Raw genomic sequence first — 16,927 nt, forward strand, 5'->3', positions numbered from 1 at the left:
TGATGAACGAGAACCCCGCCGACCTCGCCCCCGAGATGTGCGTCCTGCTCGCCGCCGTCCTCGGCCTGGTCAACGGGCTGTTCCTGCCCCGCACGCGGCAATGGCGGGTCGCGGTGATCTGCGCGGCCGGCCTCATCGCCGGGCTGGCCGCCGCCGGGGTGGCCGCGACCCGCGCCGACCTGGCGGTGTTCGACGCCTTCCAGGTCGACGCCATCACGCACGTCACCCGGATCACCGTGATGGCCGCGACGCTCGCCGTGCTGGCCCTCGCCGCCGGGCCGGTGCGCGGCCATCCGCGCGAGAGCGAGCACTACGTCCTGATCCTGCTGTCGGCGCTCGGGGCGATCGTGCTGGGCGCCTCGTCCGACCTGCTGGTCCTGGTCGCCGCCTACCTGCTGGCGAGCATCCCCGCCTACGCCCTCGCCGGGTTCGGCAAGGACGCGCACGGCACCGAGGCCGCGCTGAAGTACTACCTGATGGGCGCGCTGCTCGGCGTCTTCATGCTCGCCGGGGTGACGGTGCTGTTCGGGGTGGGGCGCGGCACTTCCTACGCGGCGCTGCGCGCGGGCCTCGCCGACGCGCCCCCGGCGGCGGTCGCCGCCGGCGTCGTCGCGCTGCTCGCCGGGCTGCTGTTCAAGGCGGGCGCCGTCCCCGGGCACTTCTGGGTCCCCGACGTCACCGAGGGCGCGCCGCCCGCCGTCGCCGCGTTCGTCACGACCGTCCCGAAGATCGGCGCGTTCGCCGCCCTCTACCGGTTCGGCGCCGAGGCCCTCCCGCCGGGCGCGGCCGGATGGCCCGCGCTCGTCGCCGTCGTCGCGGCGGCCACCATGACGCTCGGCAACCTCGCCGCGTTCGGGCAGGACAACGTGCGGCGGCTGCTGGCCTACTCGACCGTCAGCCAGGCGGGCTACCTGCTCGTCCCCGTCGCGATGGCGGGACGCACCGGCCTGGCCGAGCCCGCGCTGCTGTACTACCTCGCCGCCTACGCGGTGACGAACGCGGGCGCGTTCGCGGTCGTCCTCGCCGCCGGACGCGACGACCTTGCCGGATACGCCGGGCTCATGCGCCGCTCACCGCTGCACGGCCTGTCGCTGGTGATCTGCCTGCTCGGCTTCATCGACACCCCGCCGACCGCCGTGTTCGTCGGAAAGGTCCTGATGTTCGGTGCGGCCCTGGACGGCCGCTACCTGTGGCTCGCCGCCGTCGCCGCCGTCAACACGGTCGCGAGCGTCTTCTACTACCTGCGCTGGCTCGTCCCGACGTTCCGGCGGCCGGACGGGGCGTCCCGTCCGGCGCGGGGCGCCACGGCGGTCGCCGTCGCCGCCGCGCTGCTCTCGGTCGCGCTCGGAATCGGCGCCGGCGTGGCCCTGACGTTCTGAGCCCCGCCCCCGGTCAGCCGAGGAGACCGTGCTCCCCGGCCAGGTCGAGCGCCGCCCGCGCCGCCGGGGCGAGCAGGTGCCGGTCGCCGCGCCCCACGTAGGCGTACTCGTCCACCTCGCCGGCCGCGGTCATCGCGCCCCGGTGGCCGGCGGTGAAGCAGGCCATCCGCACGTGGGCGAAGTCGGGCTGGTCGTGGGCGGGCGCGCGGACGACGCCCAGCTCCCGGAAGGACGCCCGGTCCAGCTCCAGCGCGAGCTCCTCGCGGACCTCGCGGGACAGCGCCGACCAGTCGTCCTCGCCCGGCTCCCGCTTGCCGCCCGGAAGGTAGAGCAGGTCGCGGCCCCGCGACCGGACGGCGAGCATCCGGCCGTCCGACACCTGCACCCACGCCACCACGTCGAGATCCGCCACCCGACCAGTCTCCTACAGCCTGCGGGACTCCAGGACCCGGCGCAGGAACTCCCGGGTCCGCGGCTCGGCGGGCTCGGTGAAGATCTGCTCGGCGGGCCCGCGCTCCAGCAGCACGCCGTCGTGCAGGAAGCAGACCGTGTCGGCGATGTCGCGGGCGAAGCCCATCTCGTGCGTCGCCAGCACCATCGTCATGCCGGAGTCCTTCAGCTCCCGGATGATGTCCATCACCTCGGTGACCAGCTCGGGGTCGAGCGCGGACGTCACCTCGTCCAGCAGCAGCAGGCTGGGCCGCCCCGCCATCGCCCGGACGATCGCGACGCGCTGCTGCTGCCCGCCGGACAGCCGGTCGGGGTACTCGGCGGCCTTGTCGGCGAGCCCGAACCGCTCCAGCAGCTCCCGGGCGTCCTTCTCGGCCTCGGCGCGCCGCCGCCTGTGGACGCGCACCGGCGCGAGCGTGATGTTGTCCAGCACCGACATGTGCGGGAACAGGTTGTAGGACTGGAACACCATCCCGATGCGCTTGCGGACGTCGTCGGGGTCGGCGCCCGGGTCGGTGATGTCGTCGCCGTCCAGGAAGATCGCGCCGTCGTCGACCGTCTCCAGCACGTTGACGCAGCGCAGCAGCGTCGACTTGCCCGAACCGGACGCGCCGATCAGGCAGACGACCTCGTGCGGCGCGACGTCCAGGTCGACGCCGCGCAGCACCGGATGCGCGTGGTAGGTCTTCCACACGCCCTCGACGCGCAGCAGCGGTTCGCTCATGTGCCGCCTCCGGGGGCGCGGCGCCGCTCCGCGCGCGCCGCGAGATGGTCGGTGAACCGGGCCATCGGCACCGTCAGCGCGATGAACAGCACCGCCGAGGCCAGGAACGGCGTGTAGTTGAAGGTGTCGGCCGAGTGGATCTGCGCCTGCCGGAGCGCCTCCAGCGGGCCGAGGACGGCGACGAGCGCGGTGTCCTTCTGCAGCGACGCGAAGTCGTTCAGCAGCGGCGGCACGACCCGGCGCACCGCCTGCGGCAGCACCACGAACCGCAGGCTCTGCGTGCGGCTCAGGCCGAGCGACCGCGCGGCGGCGCGCTGGCTCGGGTGGACCGAGTCGATCCCGGCGCGGAACACCTCCGCGACGTACGCGCCGTAGGACAGCACCAGCGCGAACCCGCCCAGCACCGCCGGATCGTCCGGCAGGCCCTGCAGCCGCAGCGCGGGCAGCCCGAACCCGACCAGGTACACCAGCAGGATCGTCGGGATGCCCCGGAACACGTCGGTGTAGGCGACGGCGAGCGCCCGCAGCGGGAAGAACAGCGGGCTGCGCAGCCCCCGCGCGAGCGCCACCAGCAGCCCGACGGCCAGGATCACCGGCTCGGCGATCAGGAAGATCCGGACGTTCAGCCAGAAGCCGCGCAGCACGTCGGGGAACGCGTCGGCGAACTCGTCCCAGGCGAAGAACGTCTCGTGCACCCGCGGCCAGCCGGGCGAGGACACCACGACCGCCACGACGACGACCGCGAACAGCACGGTCGACGCCGTGGCGAGGGACGCCGACCGGACGCCGGCGCGGCGGCGCCGGTGCTCCCGGTCGAGCTGCCGCTCGCTCTTGACCCAGGCGGCGTCCCCGGGCGCGCTCGTCCCGCGCGCGGTCACTTCAGCACGGGAGCGCCGGCCGCCGACGTCAGCCACCGCTCCTCGATCTTCGCCAGCTCACCGGACGACTTCAGCTCGCCGAGCGCCTTGTCGAGGCAGCCGACCAGCGGGCTGCCCTTCTCCAGCAGCAGCCCGAAGTGCTCGGTCTCGCCGCCCTGCGTCTGCGGCAGCTGCCCGACGATCTTGGAGTCCTCCACCTGGGCGGCGGTCACGTAGAACGCGGTGGGCAGGTCGACCAGCAGCACGTCCGCCTGCTTGTTCTTCAGCGCGTTGACGGCGTCGATCTGGTTGTTGAACACCTTCGGCTCGATGTCCGGCTTGAGCTGGTTCTTGACCGCCTGGTACGAGGTCGTGCCGACCTGCACGGCGATCTTCGCGCCCTTCAGCTCGGCGATGCTCGAGGCGCCCGCGAACTTGGTGCCCTTCAGCGCGACCACGCCCTGCTGGACGTCGTAGTAGCCGGAGCTGAACGTCACGGCCTTCTCGCGGGCCGGGGTGACCGAGACCTGGTTGATGTCGAAGTCGAACTTCTTCGTGCCGGGCGCGTAGGACGACTCGAACGACTCGACCGTCCAGGCCACCTCGTCCTTGGTGAAGCCCAGCTTGCCGGCGACCGCGTAGGCGACGGCGCTCTCGAAGCCCTGCCCGTTCTTCGGGTCGTCGTCCTTGAACCACGGCTCGAACGCGGGCTTGTCGGTGGCGACCGTGAGCTTGCCGGGCGTCTTCAGGGGGAGCTTGTCCTTCGTGCAGGACGCGGGGCTCTTGGAGGCGGTGGCGGTGTCGTCCTCCTGCGGGGCGCAGGCGGTGACGGCGAGGGTCAGCGCGGCCAGTCCGGTGAGGACGGCCGCCAGGGGGCGGCGGTGCAAAGGGGGCCTCCAGCGAATCTTTTCGTGTTCAGTCGGGAACGGGGGCGGCGGGTCGCAGCGTGAGCGACCGCACACCCGTGAGGCCGAGGGCGTCGGTGGCCGACCCCTGGTTGACGGCGAGGCCGAGCCAGCCGGACGAGTCGGTCCACAGCAGCGGCTCGCCGGGCGCGACCGCGCCGAAGGTCTCCGCGAACGCCACCCGGGCCGAGCCCGGGGCTGGAACGCTCCACGCGACGTCCAGCGGAGTCCCGGGCGGCAGTTCGCCGAACGCGGCGGCCAGGTCGCCGGGCTCGGCGCCGAGGACGAGGCTGCCGAAGCGGTCGGTGTAGAGCACGGGCACGGTCAGCGCGCCGCCGTCCGCCACCGGGGGCGGGACGTCCAGCGGCAGCAGCCCGACCGGCGCGCCGAGGTCGGCGACGGCGACGCCGTTCGCGACGTGCGCGGCGGCGGGGGAGAAGATGTCGCGGCCGTGGAAGGAGGTCGACACCTCCGGCAGCCGGTACGCGGGATCCTCCAGGGCGTGCGCCCGGACGACGCCGCCCAGCTTCTCGGCGGCGGGGACGAGCAGCCCGTTGTCGGGGCCGATGAGCACGTCCCCGCGCCCGGTCTCGACCGCGACGGGGCGGCGCGGCGTCCCGACACCGGGGTCGACGATCCCGGTGTGGACGCCGACCGGCAGGTACGGGAGCGCCTGGCGGAGCAGCATCGCGCCCTCGCGGACGTCGAACGGCGTGATCTCGTCGCTCAGCACGAGCACGGTGGCGCCGGGCGCGATCGTGTGGACCACGCCGGCGCAGATGGCGGTGTAGGCGGCGCCGAAGTCGGTCGCCAGGCTGACGAACGGACGGCTCTCGGACATGGGCGACCTCGGCGGGACCTGCGGCGATGACGGAGGGGGAGACGCAAAAGGGTACCAAGCCGGTGATCGGCCCGTGCCCCCCGCCTGCTCGTATCCTGCACCTGTGCGCGCCGAAGCCCTCGATCCCGTCCTGCTGCGGACGTTCGTCGCCGTCGCCGACCTCGGCTCCTTCACCGCCGCCGCGGCCGCCGGGGGGTACACCCAGTCGGCGGTGTCCCGGCAGGTCGCCGCGCTGGAGGACGTCTGCGGGGTGGAGCTGTTCGCGCGCGGCGCGCGGGGCGTCCGGCCGACCCCCGCCGGGGAGTACCTGCTGCCGCATGCGCGGGCGCTGCTCGACCGCCTCGCCGCCACTGCCCGCGCGCTCGACGGGCTGCGCCGCCTCGACACCGGGACGCTGCGCCTCGGCGCCTTCCCCACGGCCAACGCCGTGCTCGTGCCGCGCGCCCTCGCCCGGTTCCGGGCCCGCCATCCGGGCGTGCGGCCGGTGCTCCGGGAGGGCACGACCGAGCGGCTGCTGCCGATGCTGGACGCGGGCGACCTCGACATCGTGCTGGTCAGCACCCACAAGCACCCGTCGCTCGACGCCGACCACCTCGTGCCGCTGCTGGAGGACGCGCTGCTCGTCGCGCTGCCGAGCGGGCACCGGCTCGCCGCGCGCGACCGCGTCCCGCTGGAGGAGCTGGCCGCCGAGCCGTGGATCGTCGCCGACGACCCGGAGGCGATCGCCGCGCTGCGCGTCCGCTGCGAGGCCGCCGGGTTCGTCCCGGAGACCCCGATCCGGGTCGCCGAGTGGATCTCCAAGCTGGGCCTGGTCGCGGAGGGGTTCGGCGTGACGCTCGTGCCCGCGCTGGCGGCCTCCGCCGTGGTGCGGGACGGGGTGGTGCTGCGCGCCGTGGCGTCCGGGCGGGGGCCGCGCCGCACCGTCTACGCGGCGGTGGGGCGGCACGCGCGGCGGTCCCCGGCCGTCACCGCGTTCCTGGCGGACCTGCGGGACGTGGCCGGGGACCTGCACCCCTAGCGGCTACGGGATCGCCGCGACGAGTTCGATCTCGATCAGGGCGTCCGGGTGGAACAGGCGGGGCACCTCCACGGTCGTGCTGGTCGGCGGCGTGCCGGTGATGTGCCGGAACCGGACGGCCGCGTACTCGGCGCGCAGGTCCATGTCGGTCAGGAACGTGCGGATGTTGACGACGTCGTCGAAGCCCGCGCCGTGCGCGGCGAGGATGCGGCCGAGCAGCGAGAAGATCACCTCGCACTGGCGGGTCATGTCGCCGGGCGCGTCCACCTTGCCGTCCTCGTCCATGGCGATCTGCCCCGACACGTACAGCATCGGCCCCTGCGTGACGTACGCGGTGTGGGAGTAGGCGGGGTTCGGCGGGGCGGGGACGGTGTCCGGGTTGCCGAGCGTGACGCGCATCTGCGTGCTTCTCCTGATGTGGTCGGTGAGTGTGGTGAGGTCGCGGGCGCCGAGCCCGTCGTCCAGCGCGGCCTGCGTGCGAGCCTGGACGGCGGACAGGACACCGCCGCCCTGTGCGGAGCCGTCGAGGGCGAGGCCGAGGTCCTTGGCGGCGAGCGCGAGGGTGAAGCGGGGCGGGCCCCCGCCCTCCTGGAGGCGGCGCGCCTGCGGGCTGACGCGGGACAGGAGGTCCAGGGCCAGGCCGCCGTCGACGCCGAGCCGGTCGGCGACGGCGAGCGCCTCGCCCAGCGCGGCGAAATTGGCGACGAGCACGCCGTTCACCACCAGCTTGAGCGCGGCGCCCGCGCCGGGCGGCCCGGCGTGCCGGACGTGCCCGAGCGCCTCGAACGCCGGCGCGCAGCGGGCGAGGTCGGCCTCCGCGGCGCCCGCCAGGATCACCAGCTCGCCCGCGTCCGCCTGCGGGACGCTCCCGGAGACGGGCGCGTCCACGAAGCCGATGCCCGCGGGCAGCCGGTCCCGGACGCGGCGGACCGCGTCCGGCCCGATCGTCGACATGTCGGCGATCACCGTGCCCGGCGCCAGCGCCGGGACCGCGCCGGCGGGGCCGAACAGGGCGTCCTCCACCGCGCCGGCGTCGGTGAGCATCGTGATCACCAGGTCGCGGCCCGCGGCGGCCTCGGCGGGCGTGGCGGCGGCGGTGGCGCCGGCCTCCACGAGCGGTGCCGTGCGGGCGGGCGTCCGGTTCCAGACGGCCAGATCGTGGCCGGCGGCGAGCAGCCGCGCGGCCATGGGGGCGCCCATGCGCCCCAGTCCGAGAAAAGCGATTCTTGTCATGGCGCGATCGACGCTAGGCGCCTTTTTGCCATGACACCAGCGAAGGGTTCGCACGGCGGTCATGCGAGCCGCGCATGGCTCAGCCGAAGGCGAAGAGGATCGCCACGAGCGCCAGCAGCAGTGCCAGGCCCGTCATGAGCGCGATGGAGCCGGGGTCGGCCGCGCCGCCGCCCGCGGGCAGCCGGTGCGCCCGCAGCCGCAGGCCGGCCCGCGTGCGGCGGACCAGCAGCGCGGCGCTGCCGCAGACGACGGCCGCGGCGGCGGCCATCCCGGCGGCGGAGGGCGCGAGCCGCACGCACAGCAGGCCCGCGACGGTCAGGGACAGGGTGGTGCGCGACCAGGCCAGGGCCGTCCGCTCCGGCTGCGCCCCCCGGTCCCAGAGCTTCACCGGGTGACCAGCAGCGCGACCAGCAGCGCGATCGCGGCGATCGCGATGCCGTAGGCGATCACCGGGGCGAGCGCGGGCGGCGGCAGCGTCTCGTCGCGGCGCAGGGCGCGCTCGGTGCGCAGCCAGCGGCGGAACGCGAGCGCGGCGGTGAGCGCGCCGGTTCCGGCGAACGCGATGGCGAGGCCGTGCCGCAGCACCGGCTCCAGGAAGTCGCCGGCGAGCGCCGCGCCGATGCCGCCCGCGATCAGCGCCAGCGCCGTGCGGATCCACGCCAGGAACGTGCGCTCGTTGGCGAGGGTGAATCTGGGGTCGGGGTCGTCGCCCTCGGCGAGCAGGCGGTCGGCCCACCTGCCGCCCGGGGAGGACGAGTGCCGTGTCGCGGTCATCGCCATTCATATTAGGCGATGAAAGCGCCCATGCCATTTTCGGGACGGAAAATCAATTCCGACTGACAATCTGGGAAATGCCTGGTGGCGCGGTGTTCAGCGGGTACCGAAGCGGCGGGCCGAGGCGTCCTCCTGGGCCAGCCGGTGCAGGGCGGTGAGCACCTGCTCGTACAGGACGGTGGACACGAGCAGCGAATGGACCGTCCGGCTGCGGGGCGCGCCCTCGCCGACCCGGCCGATCTCGTGCTCGGCGACCTCGGTCGCGGCGTTGACGTAGGGACGCAGGTCCTTGAGCGTGATGGGGAAGCCGAGCCGGCGCAGCGCCACGAACGTGTGGGCGAGCAGGTCGCGGGCGGGGGCCTCGGCGCCGACCGTCCAGCCGAGTTCGCGGACGAGGGCGTCCACGTCCTCGCGGGCGGCGCGCCAGTGCGGGTCGTGCGGCGCGGCGACGTGCGGGCCGATCGCGTGCTGGGTGGTGGCGAACAGGTCGTGCAGGCTGACCCGGTCGTCCTCGACGGCGGCGATGATCTGCTGGATCGCCGCGACCGGCAGGTCCCCGACCTCGCGCAGGGCGTTGATCAGCCGCAGCCGCTCCAGATGGCGGCCGTCGTACTCCGCGCGGGTCGCGCTGACGGTCGAGCCCTTGGGGAGCAGTCCCTCCCGGATGTAGAACTTGATCGTCTGGATCGTCAGACCGCTCCGATCGCTGAGCTCGGAGATCTGCACCGTCGAACCCCCTTCGCCGGAGGCCAACGGTAGCGAGGCGGGGGGATTGGATACCGGCACTATCCAATGTCTGTCCGAGTTGTTCCCCTTGTTCGGTTCCGCGGATGTCCGGTCCGCCGGGTCAGGACGCGGTGCGGCGCATCCCCTCGGAGATCTTCTCGGCGGCGGCGACCACCGGGCCGGCGTGCAGCCGGCCGGGGGAGCGGGTCAGCCGCTCCAGCGGGCCGGACACCGAGACGGCCGCGATCACCCGGCCGGCGGCGCCGCGTATCGGCGCCGACACCGACCCCACGCCCTGCTCGCGCTCCCCGACGCTCTGCGCCCACCCGCGCCGCCGGACCGACGCCAGCGTCGTCGCCTCGAACTTGGCGTTGCGCAGCCCCCGGTGCAGCCGGTCGGGCTCCTCCCAGGCGAGCAGGATCTGCGCGGCCGACCCCGCCGACATCGGCAGCGCCGCGCCGACCGGGATGGTGTCGCGCAGGCCGCTGGTCCGCTCGGCGGCGGCCACGCACACCCGGACGTCCCCCTGGCGGCGGAACAGCGAGGCGCTCTCGCCGGTGAGGTCGCGCAACTGGGCCAGCACGGGCTGGGCGATGGCGAGCAGCCGGTCCTCGCCGGCGGCGACGGCCAGCTCGGCGAGCCGCGGGCCGAGGATGAAGCGCCCCTGCGTGTCGCGGTGCACGAGGCGGTGGTGCTCCAGCGCGACGGCCAGCCGGTGCGCGGTCGGGCGGGCCAGCCCGGTCGTCTGGACGAGCTGGGCGAGCGAGGTCGGGCCGGCCTCCAGCGCGTTCAGTACGAGAACCGCTTTGTCAAGTACGCCGACTCCGCTAGAGTTGTCCATGTCTTGATATTGGCGTCTCGTAATGTGAGATTGCAAGTCAAGGTGACCGAGACCACGGTGCGCCGTCGACCAGCGCCGGGCACCGACGATCCTGACAGGTGAGGTGGGAGTGATGGGCCGAACACTGGCCGAGAAGGTCTACGACGCGCACGTCGTGCGGCGCGCCGAAGGTGAGCCCGACCTCCTCTACATCGACCTGCACCTCGTCCACGAGGTCACGAGCCCGCAGGCGTTCGACGGGCTGCGGATGGCCGGCCGCGAGGTCCGCCGCCCCGACCTGACCATCGCCACCGAGGACCACAACGTCCCGACGACGGACCTGCTCAAGCCCATCGCCGACCCGGTGTCGCGCACCCAGGTCGAGACGCTGCGCAAGAACTGCTCCGACTTCGGCGTCCGGCTGCACCCGATGGGCGACGACGGGCAGGGCATCGTCCACGTGATGGGCCCGCAGCTCGGCCTCACCCAGCCCGGCATGACCGTCGTCTGCGGCGACTCGCACACCTCCACGCACGGCGCGTTCGGCGCGCTCGCCTTCGGCATCGGCACCAGCGAGGTCGAGCACGTCCTCGCCACCCAGACGCTGCCGCAGGTCCAGCCGAAGACGATGGCCGTGACCGTCGAGGGCGCGCTGCCCGCGGGCGTCACCGCCAAGGACCTCATCCTCGCGATCATCGCGGAGATCGGCACCGGCGGCGGCCAGGGCCACATCATCGAGTACCGCGGCGAGGCCGTCCGGTCGCTGTCGATGGAAGGCCGGATGACGGTCTGCAACATGTCCATCGAGGCCGGCGCCCGCGCCGGGATGATCGCCCCCGACGAGACCACGTTCGCGTACCTCAAGGGCCGCGCGCACGCCCCCCAGGGCGAGGACTGGGACCGCGCCGTCGAGTACTGGACGTCCCTGCGCACCGACGACGACGCGGTCTTCGACAAGGAGGTCGTGATCGACGCGGCCTCGCTGACCCCGTTCGTCACCTGGGGCACCAACCCCGGCCAGGGCCTGCCGCTCGGCGAGACCGTGCCCGACCCCGCGTCCTACACCGACCCGGTCCAGCGCCAGGCCGCCGAGCGCGCCCTCGACTACATGGGCCTCACCGCCGGGACGCCGCTGCGCGAGATCCAGGTCGACACCGTCTTCGTGGGCTCCTGCACCAACGGCCGCATCGAGGACCTGCGCGCCGTCGCCGGTGTGCTGGAGGGCCGCACGGTCGCCGACGGCGTCCGGATGCTGGTCGTCCCCGGCTCCATGAAGGTCAAGAAGCAGGCCGAGGAGGAGGGCCTCGACGCGGTGATCGCCGCGTCCGGCGCCGAGTGGCGCGAGGCCGGCTGCTCGATGTGCCTGGCGATGAACCCCGACAAGCTCACGCCCGGCGAGCGCAGCGCCTCCACGTCCAACCGCAACTTCGAGGGACGCCAGGGACCCGGCGGCCGCACCCACCTGGTGTCGCCCGCCGTCGCCGCCGCGACCGCCGTCACCGGCCGCCTGACCGCCCCCGCCGACCTCTAAGGGAACCCACGATGGAAGCGTTCACCACCTACACCGGGCGCGCGGTCCCGCTGCGCCGCAGCAACGTCGACACCGACCAGATCATCCCGGCCGTCTGGCTCAAGCAGGTCAGCCGCACCGGGTTCGACAAGGGGCTGTTCTCCGCCTGGCGCGAGGACCCTGAGTTCGTCCTGAACCAGCCCCAGTACGACGGCGCCGGCATCCTGGTCGCCGGGCCCGACTTCGGCACCGGCTCGTCCCGCGAGCACGCCGTCTGGGCCCTCCAGCAGTACGGCTTCCGCGTCATCATCGCGCCCCGCTTCGGGGACATCTTCCGTAACAACTCCACCAAGATGGGTCTGCTGCCGGTCATCCTGACCGGTGAGCAGGTCGAGGACCTCCAGGCCCGGATCGAGAAGGACCCGGCGCTGGAGATCACCGTCGACCTGGACGCGCGCGAGGTCCGCTACGCCGGCGAGACCGCGTCCTTCGAGATCGACGACTACACCCGCTGGCGCCTCCTGGAGGGCCTGGACGACATCGGCCTCACCCTCCGCCACGCCGACGCCATCGACGACTTCGAAAAATCTCGCCAAGCCTGGCTTCCCAGCACCGTGTGAGTCCAGGGGGGCGACCCCCTGGAACCCCCGTTGCGGCGCAGGCGATCCTCACGCCGCCGTTGTGGTCTGTCGTGGCCGTTCCGGCGTGCGCGGCGTCGCTGCGGTCGCCTGCGCCGACGGGCAGGCCCGCTCCGGGCGCTGGGGCGCCCTCCGCGGGCCTGCCCGTGGCCCCGGTTGAGGTCCTCCAGAGGCGTGGGGCGGGCTCAGGTGGGCCCCGGGCGTGTCGGTTGCTTCAGGCACCAGGGACAATTTCTGTGTGCCATGGTCGCCGACCGTTTGGGGGAATGGAATTGAGTGCCGTCCCGTGGACGGGGCCGGAGTGGGACGATCCCGCGTTGATGCTGCTCGCACGCCAGTTGCGTGACGCTCATCGGGCGGTCGCGCCGCTTCCGGCCGAGACCCGGCAGCGGCTCATCCGGCACCTGCTGGCGATCACCGATCTGGCGAAACGGGACGCCGGACTGGCCGCCCGCAGGCTGGACGCGTTCCTCGCCGATTTCCAAGACGGGGCCGACGTCGGTTAGCGTGCGCAGTGGCCGGATCCGGTCCGGTCACCCGGCGAGACGGGGGCGAGGCCGACAAAAACGCCAGCGACACGCCAACTCTTGCGTGCAGGTGATTGTGTCCATGCTGAGGGTCCCTTAGTTTCGTTCGGGCAAGGGGGGAACTAGAGGAGTAACCCATGAACAAGCGTGAGCTGGTCGACGCCATCTCTGACCGGCTGGGCAGCAAGAAGGCCGCAGCCGAGGCCGTCGACGCCATCCTGGAGGCGATCCAGAACGCCGTCGCCAAGGGCGACAAGGTCGCGATCACCGGGTTCGGTTCGTTCGAGAAGGCCGACCGGCCTGCCCGTACGGCCCGCAACCCCGCAACGGGCAAGACCATCGAGGTTCCCGCGACGTCCGTGCCGAAGTTCAAGGCCGGTGCGGACTTCAAGAACCTGGTGGCCGGCAAGAAGTAGCCTCACCGCGACAGCGCCCGGGACCGTCCGAACGGTCCCGGGCGCTGACGCGTTCAGGTGGGGAGCGGGAACGTCGACAGCGTCACGGCGGTGACGCGGCCGCCCGCCAGCGCGAGGTTCACCCGCTGGCCGAACCGCAGCAGCCGCAGCCCGCCCGCCGCGAACGCGTCCGCGTCGAACGCCAGCTCGGTGCCGTCGTCGAGGAGGACGCTCCCCGACCGGGTCTGCGCGTCGAACGCCTTCACCGTCCCCTGCATGACCGGAACTCTAGGCCACCGAGGGCAGCCGGGCCGCGACCTCGGCGGTGCGGGGGCCGGTGCCGAGCGCGAGGGCGGCCCGGAGGTCGTCCGGCGTGTCGACGTCGCGGCGGACGCTGTCGATGCCGGGCAGGACGATCTCCACGGCGCCGCGGGAGCGGTGCTCCGCCCGGGACCCGCCGCCGAACGCCGGCGCGAACGGGACGCCCGGACGCGCCGTGTACAGCGTCGTCCCGATGCCCGCCGCGTCCGGGACGAACGCCTCGGGCGCGGCCGCGGCGGCGTCGAGGACGCGGGCGAGTTCATCCGGCCGCAGCGCGGGAAGGTCCGCTGACAGGGCGCCGACGCCCGCGTCCGGGGACAGCTCGCGGCCCCGGCCCGCGCCGTGCACCAGCGCCGGGTTCAGGCCGGCGTCCGGCACGTCGGGCACCACGCGGGCGCCGAGGGCGGCGAGCTCGGCCGCCGGAAGGGGATCGTCGGTGACAACGATCACGTCGCGGACCCGGTCGCAGCGCAGCGCCGCGGCGACCGTGTCGGCCGCCACCGCGAGCGCGAGGGCCTCCCGGTGCGGCCCCGCCGCGGCGGACATGCGGGTCTTGGCCCTGGCGAGCACCTTGACGGGGACGACGAGCGACCAGGGCAGGCGGGGCGCGTTCCGCGCGGCACCGGCCCGTGCTGTTGTAGACCGTGCTGTTGTAGACATGGCAACTCGACACTATGCGCACGCAACCGCGACACTTGATGACACCCCACGTTCATCCGGGGGATGAAGCGAGGAGGGGAAGGAATGAGGAGGGGACGGGCATGAGCCACGGCTACTCGCCGCGCTGGCGGAAGCTCACCATCGTCATCCTGCGCCCGCTGCTGTTCGGGCTCCTGAGGCGGGACTGGCGGGGCCGGGGCAACGTACCCGGGGAGGGCGGCGTCATCATCGCCGCCAACCACATCTCCGAGGCCGACCCCCTGGCGCTCGCCCACTTCGTCTACGAGTCGGGCCGGTACCCGGTCTACCTGGCCAAGTCCACGCTGTTCGACGTGAAGTTCATCGGCAGCGTGCTGCGCGGCACCGGCCAGATCCCCGTGTTCCGCGACCGCGCCGACGCCGCGCTCGCCCTGGAGGCGGCGGAGAAGGCGCTGGTGGACGGCGAGTGCCTGATGTTCTACCCGGAGGGCAGCTGCACCCGCGACCCGGAGCTGTGGCCGATGACCGGCCAGACGGGCGTCGCCCGGATGGCGCTGGCGACCGGCGCCAAGGTCGTCCCCGTCGCGAGCTGGGGGGCGCACGAGCTGATGCCGTACAAGAAGGGCGAGCAGAAGGGCCTCGCGGGCAGCCTGAAGAAGGGCTTCCACCCGCTGCCCCGCAAGACGATGCGGGTGATCGCCGGGCCGCCGGTGGACCTGTCGGAGTACGCGGGGCTGCCGCTCAGCAAGGAGACGCTGCGCGCCGCCACCGACGACATCATGGCGGCGATCGCCGGGCTGCTCGGCGAGCTGCGCGGCGAGGAGCCGCCGAAGGAGCGCTACGACCACCACCTGGTGCTGGAGGAGCGCCGCCGCGCCGCGCCTGCCGCGGTGCCGGCGCCCGCGGACCCGGTCGAGCCGGCGCCCGCCGCCCGGAAGGCGGACGGCTCGTGACCTTCCGTACCGCGGTGATGGGCGCCGGATCCTGGGGGACGACGTTCACCAAGCTGCTGCACGACGCGGGCGGCGACGTCGTCCTGTGGGGCCGCCGCCCCGAGGTCGTCGAGGCGGTCAACGAGCGGCACGAGAACCCCGACTACCTGCCCGGCGTCACGCTGCCGGAGGGCGTCCGCGCCACCCTCGACCCGGCGGAGGCGCTGAAGGGCGCCGACTTCGTCGCGCTCGCCGTCCCCGCGCAGACGCTGCGCGCCAACCTCGGCGCCTGGGTCCCGCACCTGCCGCCGGACGCGGTGCTCGTCAGCCTGATGAAGGGCGTCGAGATGGGCACCGCGCGGCGGATGTCGGAGGTGATCCGCGAGGTCGCCGACGTCCCGCCGGAGCGGGTCGGCGTGTTCTGCGGCCCCAACCTGGCCCGCGAGATCGCGAGCGGGGAGCCGGGCGCGGCCGTCGCCGCCTGCGTGGACGAGGCCGTCGCGCGGCGCCTGCAGGCCGCGACGATGACCCCGTACTTCCGCGTCTACACCTCCACCGACGTCGTCGGCTGCGAGCTGGGCGGCGCGGTGAAGAACATCGTCGCGCTGTGCGTCGGCATGTCGGTCGGGCTCGGCTTCGGCGCCAGCACCCAGGCGCTGCTGATCACCCGCGGGCTCGCCGAGATCGCCCGGCTCGGCGCGGCGCTCGGCGCCGACGAGCACACCTTCGCCGGGCTCGCCGGCATGGGCGACCTCGTCGGGACGTGCATCTCGCCGCTGTCGCGCAACCGGACGTTCGGCGAGAACCTCGGCCGCGGCATGACCCTCGAGGAGGTCATCGCCGTCACCAAGCAGACCGCCGAGGGCGTGAAGTCGTCCGAGGCGGTGCTGGAGCTGGCCCGCAAGCACAACGTCGAGATGCCGATCACCGAGGCGGTCACCGCCGTGCTGCACCACGGCATGCCGATCAAGGAGGCGGCGGTCTCGCTGATCTCGCGGTCCCCGAAGCCCGAGCGGTACGGGGTGTGACGTGCGCCCCCGCCCGCGTCCCGCCGCGCCCGGCCGCTCGTGGCCGAGCCGGACTGATCACCGGTAGGGTCGGACCTCATGTCCCAGGTTTCTAAGATCCGCGTGGCCGTGGTCTTCGGCGGACGCAGCTCCGAGCACGCGATCTCCTGCGTCACCGCGGGCGCCGTCATGGCCGCCATCGACCGGGACCGGTACGAGGTGGTGCCGATCGGCATCGCCCGGGACGGCCGCTGGGTGCTGCCGCCCGCCGACCTGCCGCTCGGGATCGAGGGCGGCCGGCTGCCCGAGGTGACCGGGGCCGGCAGCGCCCTCGCGCTGCCGTTCGACCCCGACAGCCGCGGGCTGATGGTGGTGCGGCCGGGCGAGGTGCCCGACACGCTCGCCGAGGTCGACGTCGTCCTGCCGCTGCTGCACGGCCCCTACGGCGAGGACGGCACGATCCAGGGCCTGCTCGACCTCGCGGGCGTCCGCTACGTCGGCGCCGGGGTGCTGGCCAGTGCCGTCGGCATGGACAAGGGGTACATGAAGCTCGTCTGGCAGGCGCGCGGCCTGCCCGTCGGCCCGTACGTGCTGGTCGGCGACCGGGAGTGGCGGCGCGAGCGCAAGCGCAAGATCGACGAGATCAAGGAGCTGGGCCTGGCGGACGGCGCGCCGGTGTTCGTCAAGCCGGCCCGCGCCGGGTCGAGCATGGGCATCACCCGCGTCACCGACGAGGCCGACCTGGAGGCGGCGGTCGAGGCGGCCCGCGAGCACGACCCGAAGGTGGTCGTGGAGGCCGCGATCGAGGGCCGCGAGGTCGAGTGCGGCGTCCTGCAGGGCGTGGACGACGGCCCGCCCGAGGCGAGCCTGCCCGCCGAGGTGCTGATGGCGGGCGAGCACGACTTCTACGACTTCGAGACCAAGTACCTCGACGGCTCCACCTCGATGGCGGTCCCGCCGGACCTGCCGCCCGCCGCGATCGAGGAGGTCCGCCGCGTCGCCGTGCAGGCGTTCGAGGCGCTCGACTGCGAGGGCCTCGCCCGCGTCGACTTCTTCCACACGCCGGACGGCCGGTGGGTGCTCAACGAGATCAACACCATGCCGGGCTTCACCCCGGCGTCGGCGTTCCCGCAGATGTGGGCGGCGACCGGGCTGGACTACCCGGCGCTGGTCGACCGGCTCATCCAGACGGCGCTGAAGCGCTCGACCGGCCTGCGCTAGCCCCGCGGCC

General features: G+C 73.6%; 21 protein-coding genes. 9 read left to right on the forward strand and 12 right to left on the reverse strand.

The genetic code is table 11. The features are described 5' to 3' along the window. Window positions 1-2: 2 nt before the first annotated feature. Window positions 3-1,379 (forward strand): NADH-quinone oxidoreductase subunit N, encoded by a 1,377-nt coding sequence (locus tag HUT06_RS12230; RefSeq protein ID WP_176195832.1) that lies wholly within the window; start codon window positions 3-5, stop codon window positions 1,377-1,379. A 13-nt stretch (window positions 1,380-1,392) separates the two neighbouring features. Here the strand turns inward: HUT06_RS12230 and HUT06_RS12235 are convergent, their stop codons facing one another. Genes HUT06_RS12235 through HUT06_RS12255 form a run of 5 tightly spaced genes read right to left on the reverse strand, consistent with a single transcriptional unit; the run spans window position 1,393 to window position 5,156 of the window. Beyond that, window positions 1,393-1,791: an NUDIX domain-containing protein gene (locus HUT06_RS12235; RefSeq protein ID WP_176195833.1), complete on the reverse strand. Its 399-nt coding sequence runs from the start codon at window positions 1,789-1,791 to the stop codon at window positions 1,393-1,395. A gap of 12 nt (window positions 1,792-1,803) precedes the next feature. After that, on the reverse strand, window positions 1,804-2,553 hold the full coding sequence (locus HUT06_RS12240; RefSeq protein WP_176195834.1) for an amino acid ABC transporter ATP-binding protein: 750 nt from the start codon (window positions 2,551-2,553) through the stop codon (window positions 1,804-1,806). Next, complete coding sequence (locus HUT06_RS12245) at window positions 2,550-3,467, reverse strand: amino acid ABC transporter permease (protein ID WP_176195835.1); 918 nt, start codon at window positions 3,465-3,467, stop codon at window positions 2,550-2,552. The genes HUT06_RS12240 and HUT06_RS12245 overlap by 4 nt, the downstream gene beginning before the upstream one ends. After that, window positions 3,428-4,297 (reverse strand): ABC transporter substrate-binding protein, encoded by an 870-nt coding sequence (locus tag HUT06_RS12250; RefSeq protein ID WP_176195836.1) that lies wholly within the window; start codon window positions 4,295-4,297, stop codon window positions 3,428-3,430. Before HUT06_RS12250 ends, HUT06_RS12245 begins: the two co-directional genes overlap by 40 nt. A 28-nt stretch (window positions 4,298-4,325) precedes the next feature. Then, a complete protein-coding gene (locus HUT06_RS12255) occupies window positions 4,326-5,156 on the reverse strand; it encodes an S-adenosyl-l-methionine hydroxide adenosyltransferase family protein (RefSeq protein ID WP_176195837.1) in 831 nt (276 codons plus the stop codon). Between the two features lie 103 nt (window positions 5,157-5,259). Here HUT06_RS12255 and HUT06_RS45195 point away from each other — a divergent pair, with 103 nt between their 5' ends. Continuing rightward, window positions 5,260-6,174: a LysR family transcriptional regulator gene (locus HUT06_RS45195; protein WP_302931801.1), complete on the forward strand. Its 915-nt coding sequence runs from the start codon at window positions 5,260-5,262 to the stop codon at window positions 6,172-6,174. A gap of 3 nt (window positions 6,175-6,177) precedes the next feature. On the opposite strand, the gene HUT06_RS12265 is transcribed toward HUT06_RS45195, so the two are convergent. The 5 genes from HUT06_RS12265 to HUT06_RS12280 all read right to left on the reverse strand — a co-directional run bounded on the left by HUT06_RS12265 (window position 6,178) and on the right by HUT06_RS12280 (window position 9,748). Further along, entirely contained in the window at window positions 6,178-7,407 is a 1,230-nt protein-coding gene (locus HUT06_RS12265; RefSeq protein WP_176195839.1) for an NAD(P)-binding domain-containing protein, read from the reverse strand. Between the two features lie 79 nt (window positions 7,408-7,486). Then, on the reverse strand, window positions 7,487-7,795 hold the full coding sequence (locus HUT06_RS43795) for a DUF202 domain-containing protein (RefSeq protein WP_217711290.1): 309 nt from the start codon (window positions 7,793-7,795) through the stop codon (window positions 7,487-7,489). After that, window positions 7,792-8,181 carry a YidH family protein gene (locus HUT06_RS43800; RefSeq protein ID WP_217711291.1) on the reverse strand — a complete coding sequence of 130 codons (390 nt, stop codon included), beginning with the start codon at window positions 8,179-8,181 and terminating at the stop codon, window positions 7,792-7,794. The genes HUT06_RS43795 and HUT06_RS43800 overlap by 4 nt, the downstream gene beginning before the upstream one ends. A gap of 96 nt (window positions 8,182-8,277) precedes the next feature. Then, on the reverse strand, window positions 8,278-8,907 hold the full coding sequence (locus HUT06_RS12275) for a MerR family transcriptional regulator (protein WP_176195840.1): 630 nt from the start codon (window positions 8,905-8,907) through the stop codon (window positions 8,278-8,280). A 121-nt stretch (window positions 8,908-9,028) separates the two neighbouring features. Further along, window positions 9,029-9,748 carry an IclR family transcriptional regulator gene (locus HUT06_RS12280; RefSeq protein WP_176195841.1) on the reverse strand — a complete coding sequence of 240 codons (720 nt, stop codon included), beginning with the start codon at window positions 9,746-9,748 and terminating at the stop codon, window positions 9,029-9,031. A gap of 112 nt (window positions 9,749-9,860) precedes the next feature. Here HUT06_RS12280 and leuC point away from each other — a divergent pair, with 112 nt between their 5' ends. The 4 genes from leuC to HUT06_RS12300 all read left to right on the forward strand — a co-directional run bounded on the left by leuC (window position 9,861) and on the right by HUT06_RS12300 (window position 12,818). Then, window positions 9,861-11,258 carry a 3-isopropylmalate dehydratase large subunit gene (gene leuC, locus HUT06_RS12285; RefSeq protein WP_176195842.1) on the forward strand — a complete coding sequence of 466 codons (1,398 nt, stop codon included), beginning with the start codon at window positions 9,861-9,863 and terminating at the stop codon, window positions 11,256-11,258. An 11-nt stretch (window positions 11,259-11,269) separates the two neighbouring features. Then, entirely contained in the window at window positions 11,270-11,857 is a 588-nt protein-coding gene (leuD, locus tag HUT06_RS12290) for a 3-isopropylmalate dehydratase small subunit (RefSeq protein ID WP_176195843.1), read from the forward strand. Between the two features lie 284 nt (window positions 11,858-12,141). After that, entirely contained in the window at window positions 12,142-12,381 is a 240-nt protein-coding gene (locus tag HUT06_RS12295; protein WP_138636379.1) for a hypothetical protein, read from the forward strand. A gap of 158 nt (window positions 12,382-12,539) precedes the next feature. Next, window positions 12,540-12,818, forward strand: a complete 279-nt coding sequence (locus HUT06_RS12300) for an HU family DNA-binding protein (protein WP_021598708.1) — start codon at window positions 12,540-12,542, stop codon at window positions 12,816-12,818. Window positions 12,819-12,871: 53 nt separating this feature from the next. Here HUT06_RS12300 and HUT06_RS12305 read toward each other — a convergent pair whose 3' ends face one another. Next, a complete protein-coding gene (locus tag HUT06_RS12305) occupies window positions 12,872-13,075 on the reverse strand; it encodes a hypothetical protein (RefSeq protein ID WP_176195844.1) in 204 nt (67 codons plus the stop codon). 10 nt (window positions 13,076-13,085) lie between these two features. After that, entirely contained in the window at window positions 13,086-13,778 is a 693-nt protein-coding gene (gene cofC / locus HUT06_RS12310; protein ID WP_176195845.1) for a 2-phospho-L-lactate guanylyltransferase, read from the reverse strand. A gap of 101 nt (window positions 13,779-13,879) precedes the next feature. On the opposite strand from cofC, the gene HUT06_RS12315 reads away from it, so the two are divergent. From HUT06_RS12315 to HUT06_RS12325, 3 genes are all read left to right on the forward strand, one after another. Continuing rightward, window positions 13,880-14,710 carry a 1-acyl-sn-glycerol-3-phosphate acyltransferase gene (locus tag HUT06_RS12315; RefSeq protein WP_176195846.1) on the forward strand — a complete coding sequence of 277 codons (831 nt, stop codon included), beginning with the start codon at window positions 13,880-13,882 and terminating at the stop codon, window positions 14,708-14,710. Between the two features lie 17 nt (window positions 14,711-14,727). Further along, entirely contained in the window at window positions 14,728-15,717 is a 990-nt protein-coding gene (locus HUT06_RS12320; protein ID WP_176201318.1) for an NAD(P)H-dependent glycerol-3-phosphate dehydrogenase, read from the forward strand. Between the two features lie 78 nt (window positions 15,718-15,795). Beyond that, window positions 15,796-16,917, forward strand: a complete 1,122-nt coding sequence (locus tag HUT06_RS12325) for a D-alanine--D-alanine ligase family protein (RefSeq protein WP_176195847.1) — start codon at window positions 15,796-15,798, stop codon at window positions 16,915-16,917. Window positions 16,918-16,927 lie beyond the last annotated feature (10 nt).

The organism is Actinomadura sp. NAK00032 (genome assembly GCF_013364275.1).
Taxonomy (GTDB): domain Bacteria; phylum Actinomycetota; class Actinomycetes; order Streptosporangiales; family Streptosporangiaceae; genus Spirillospora.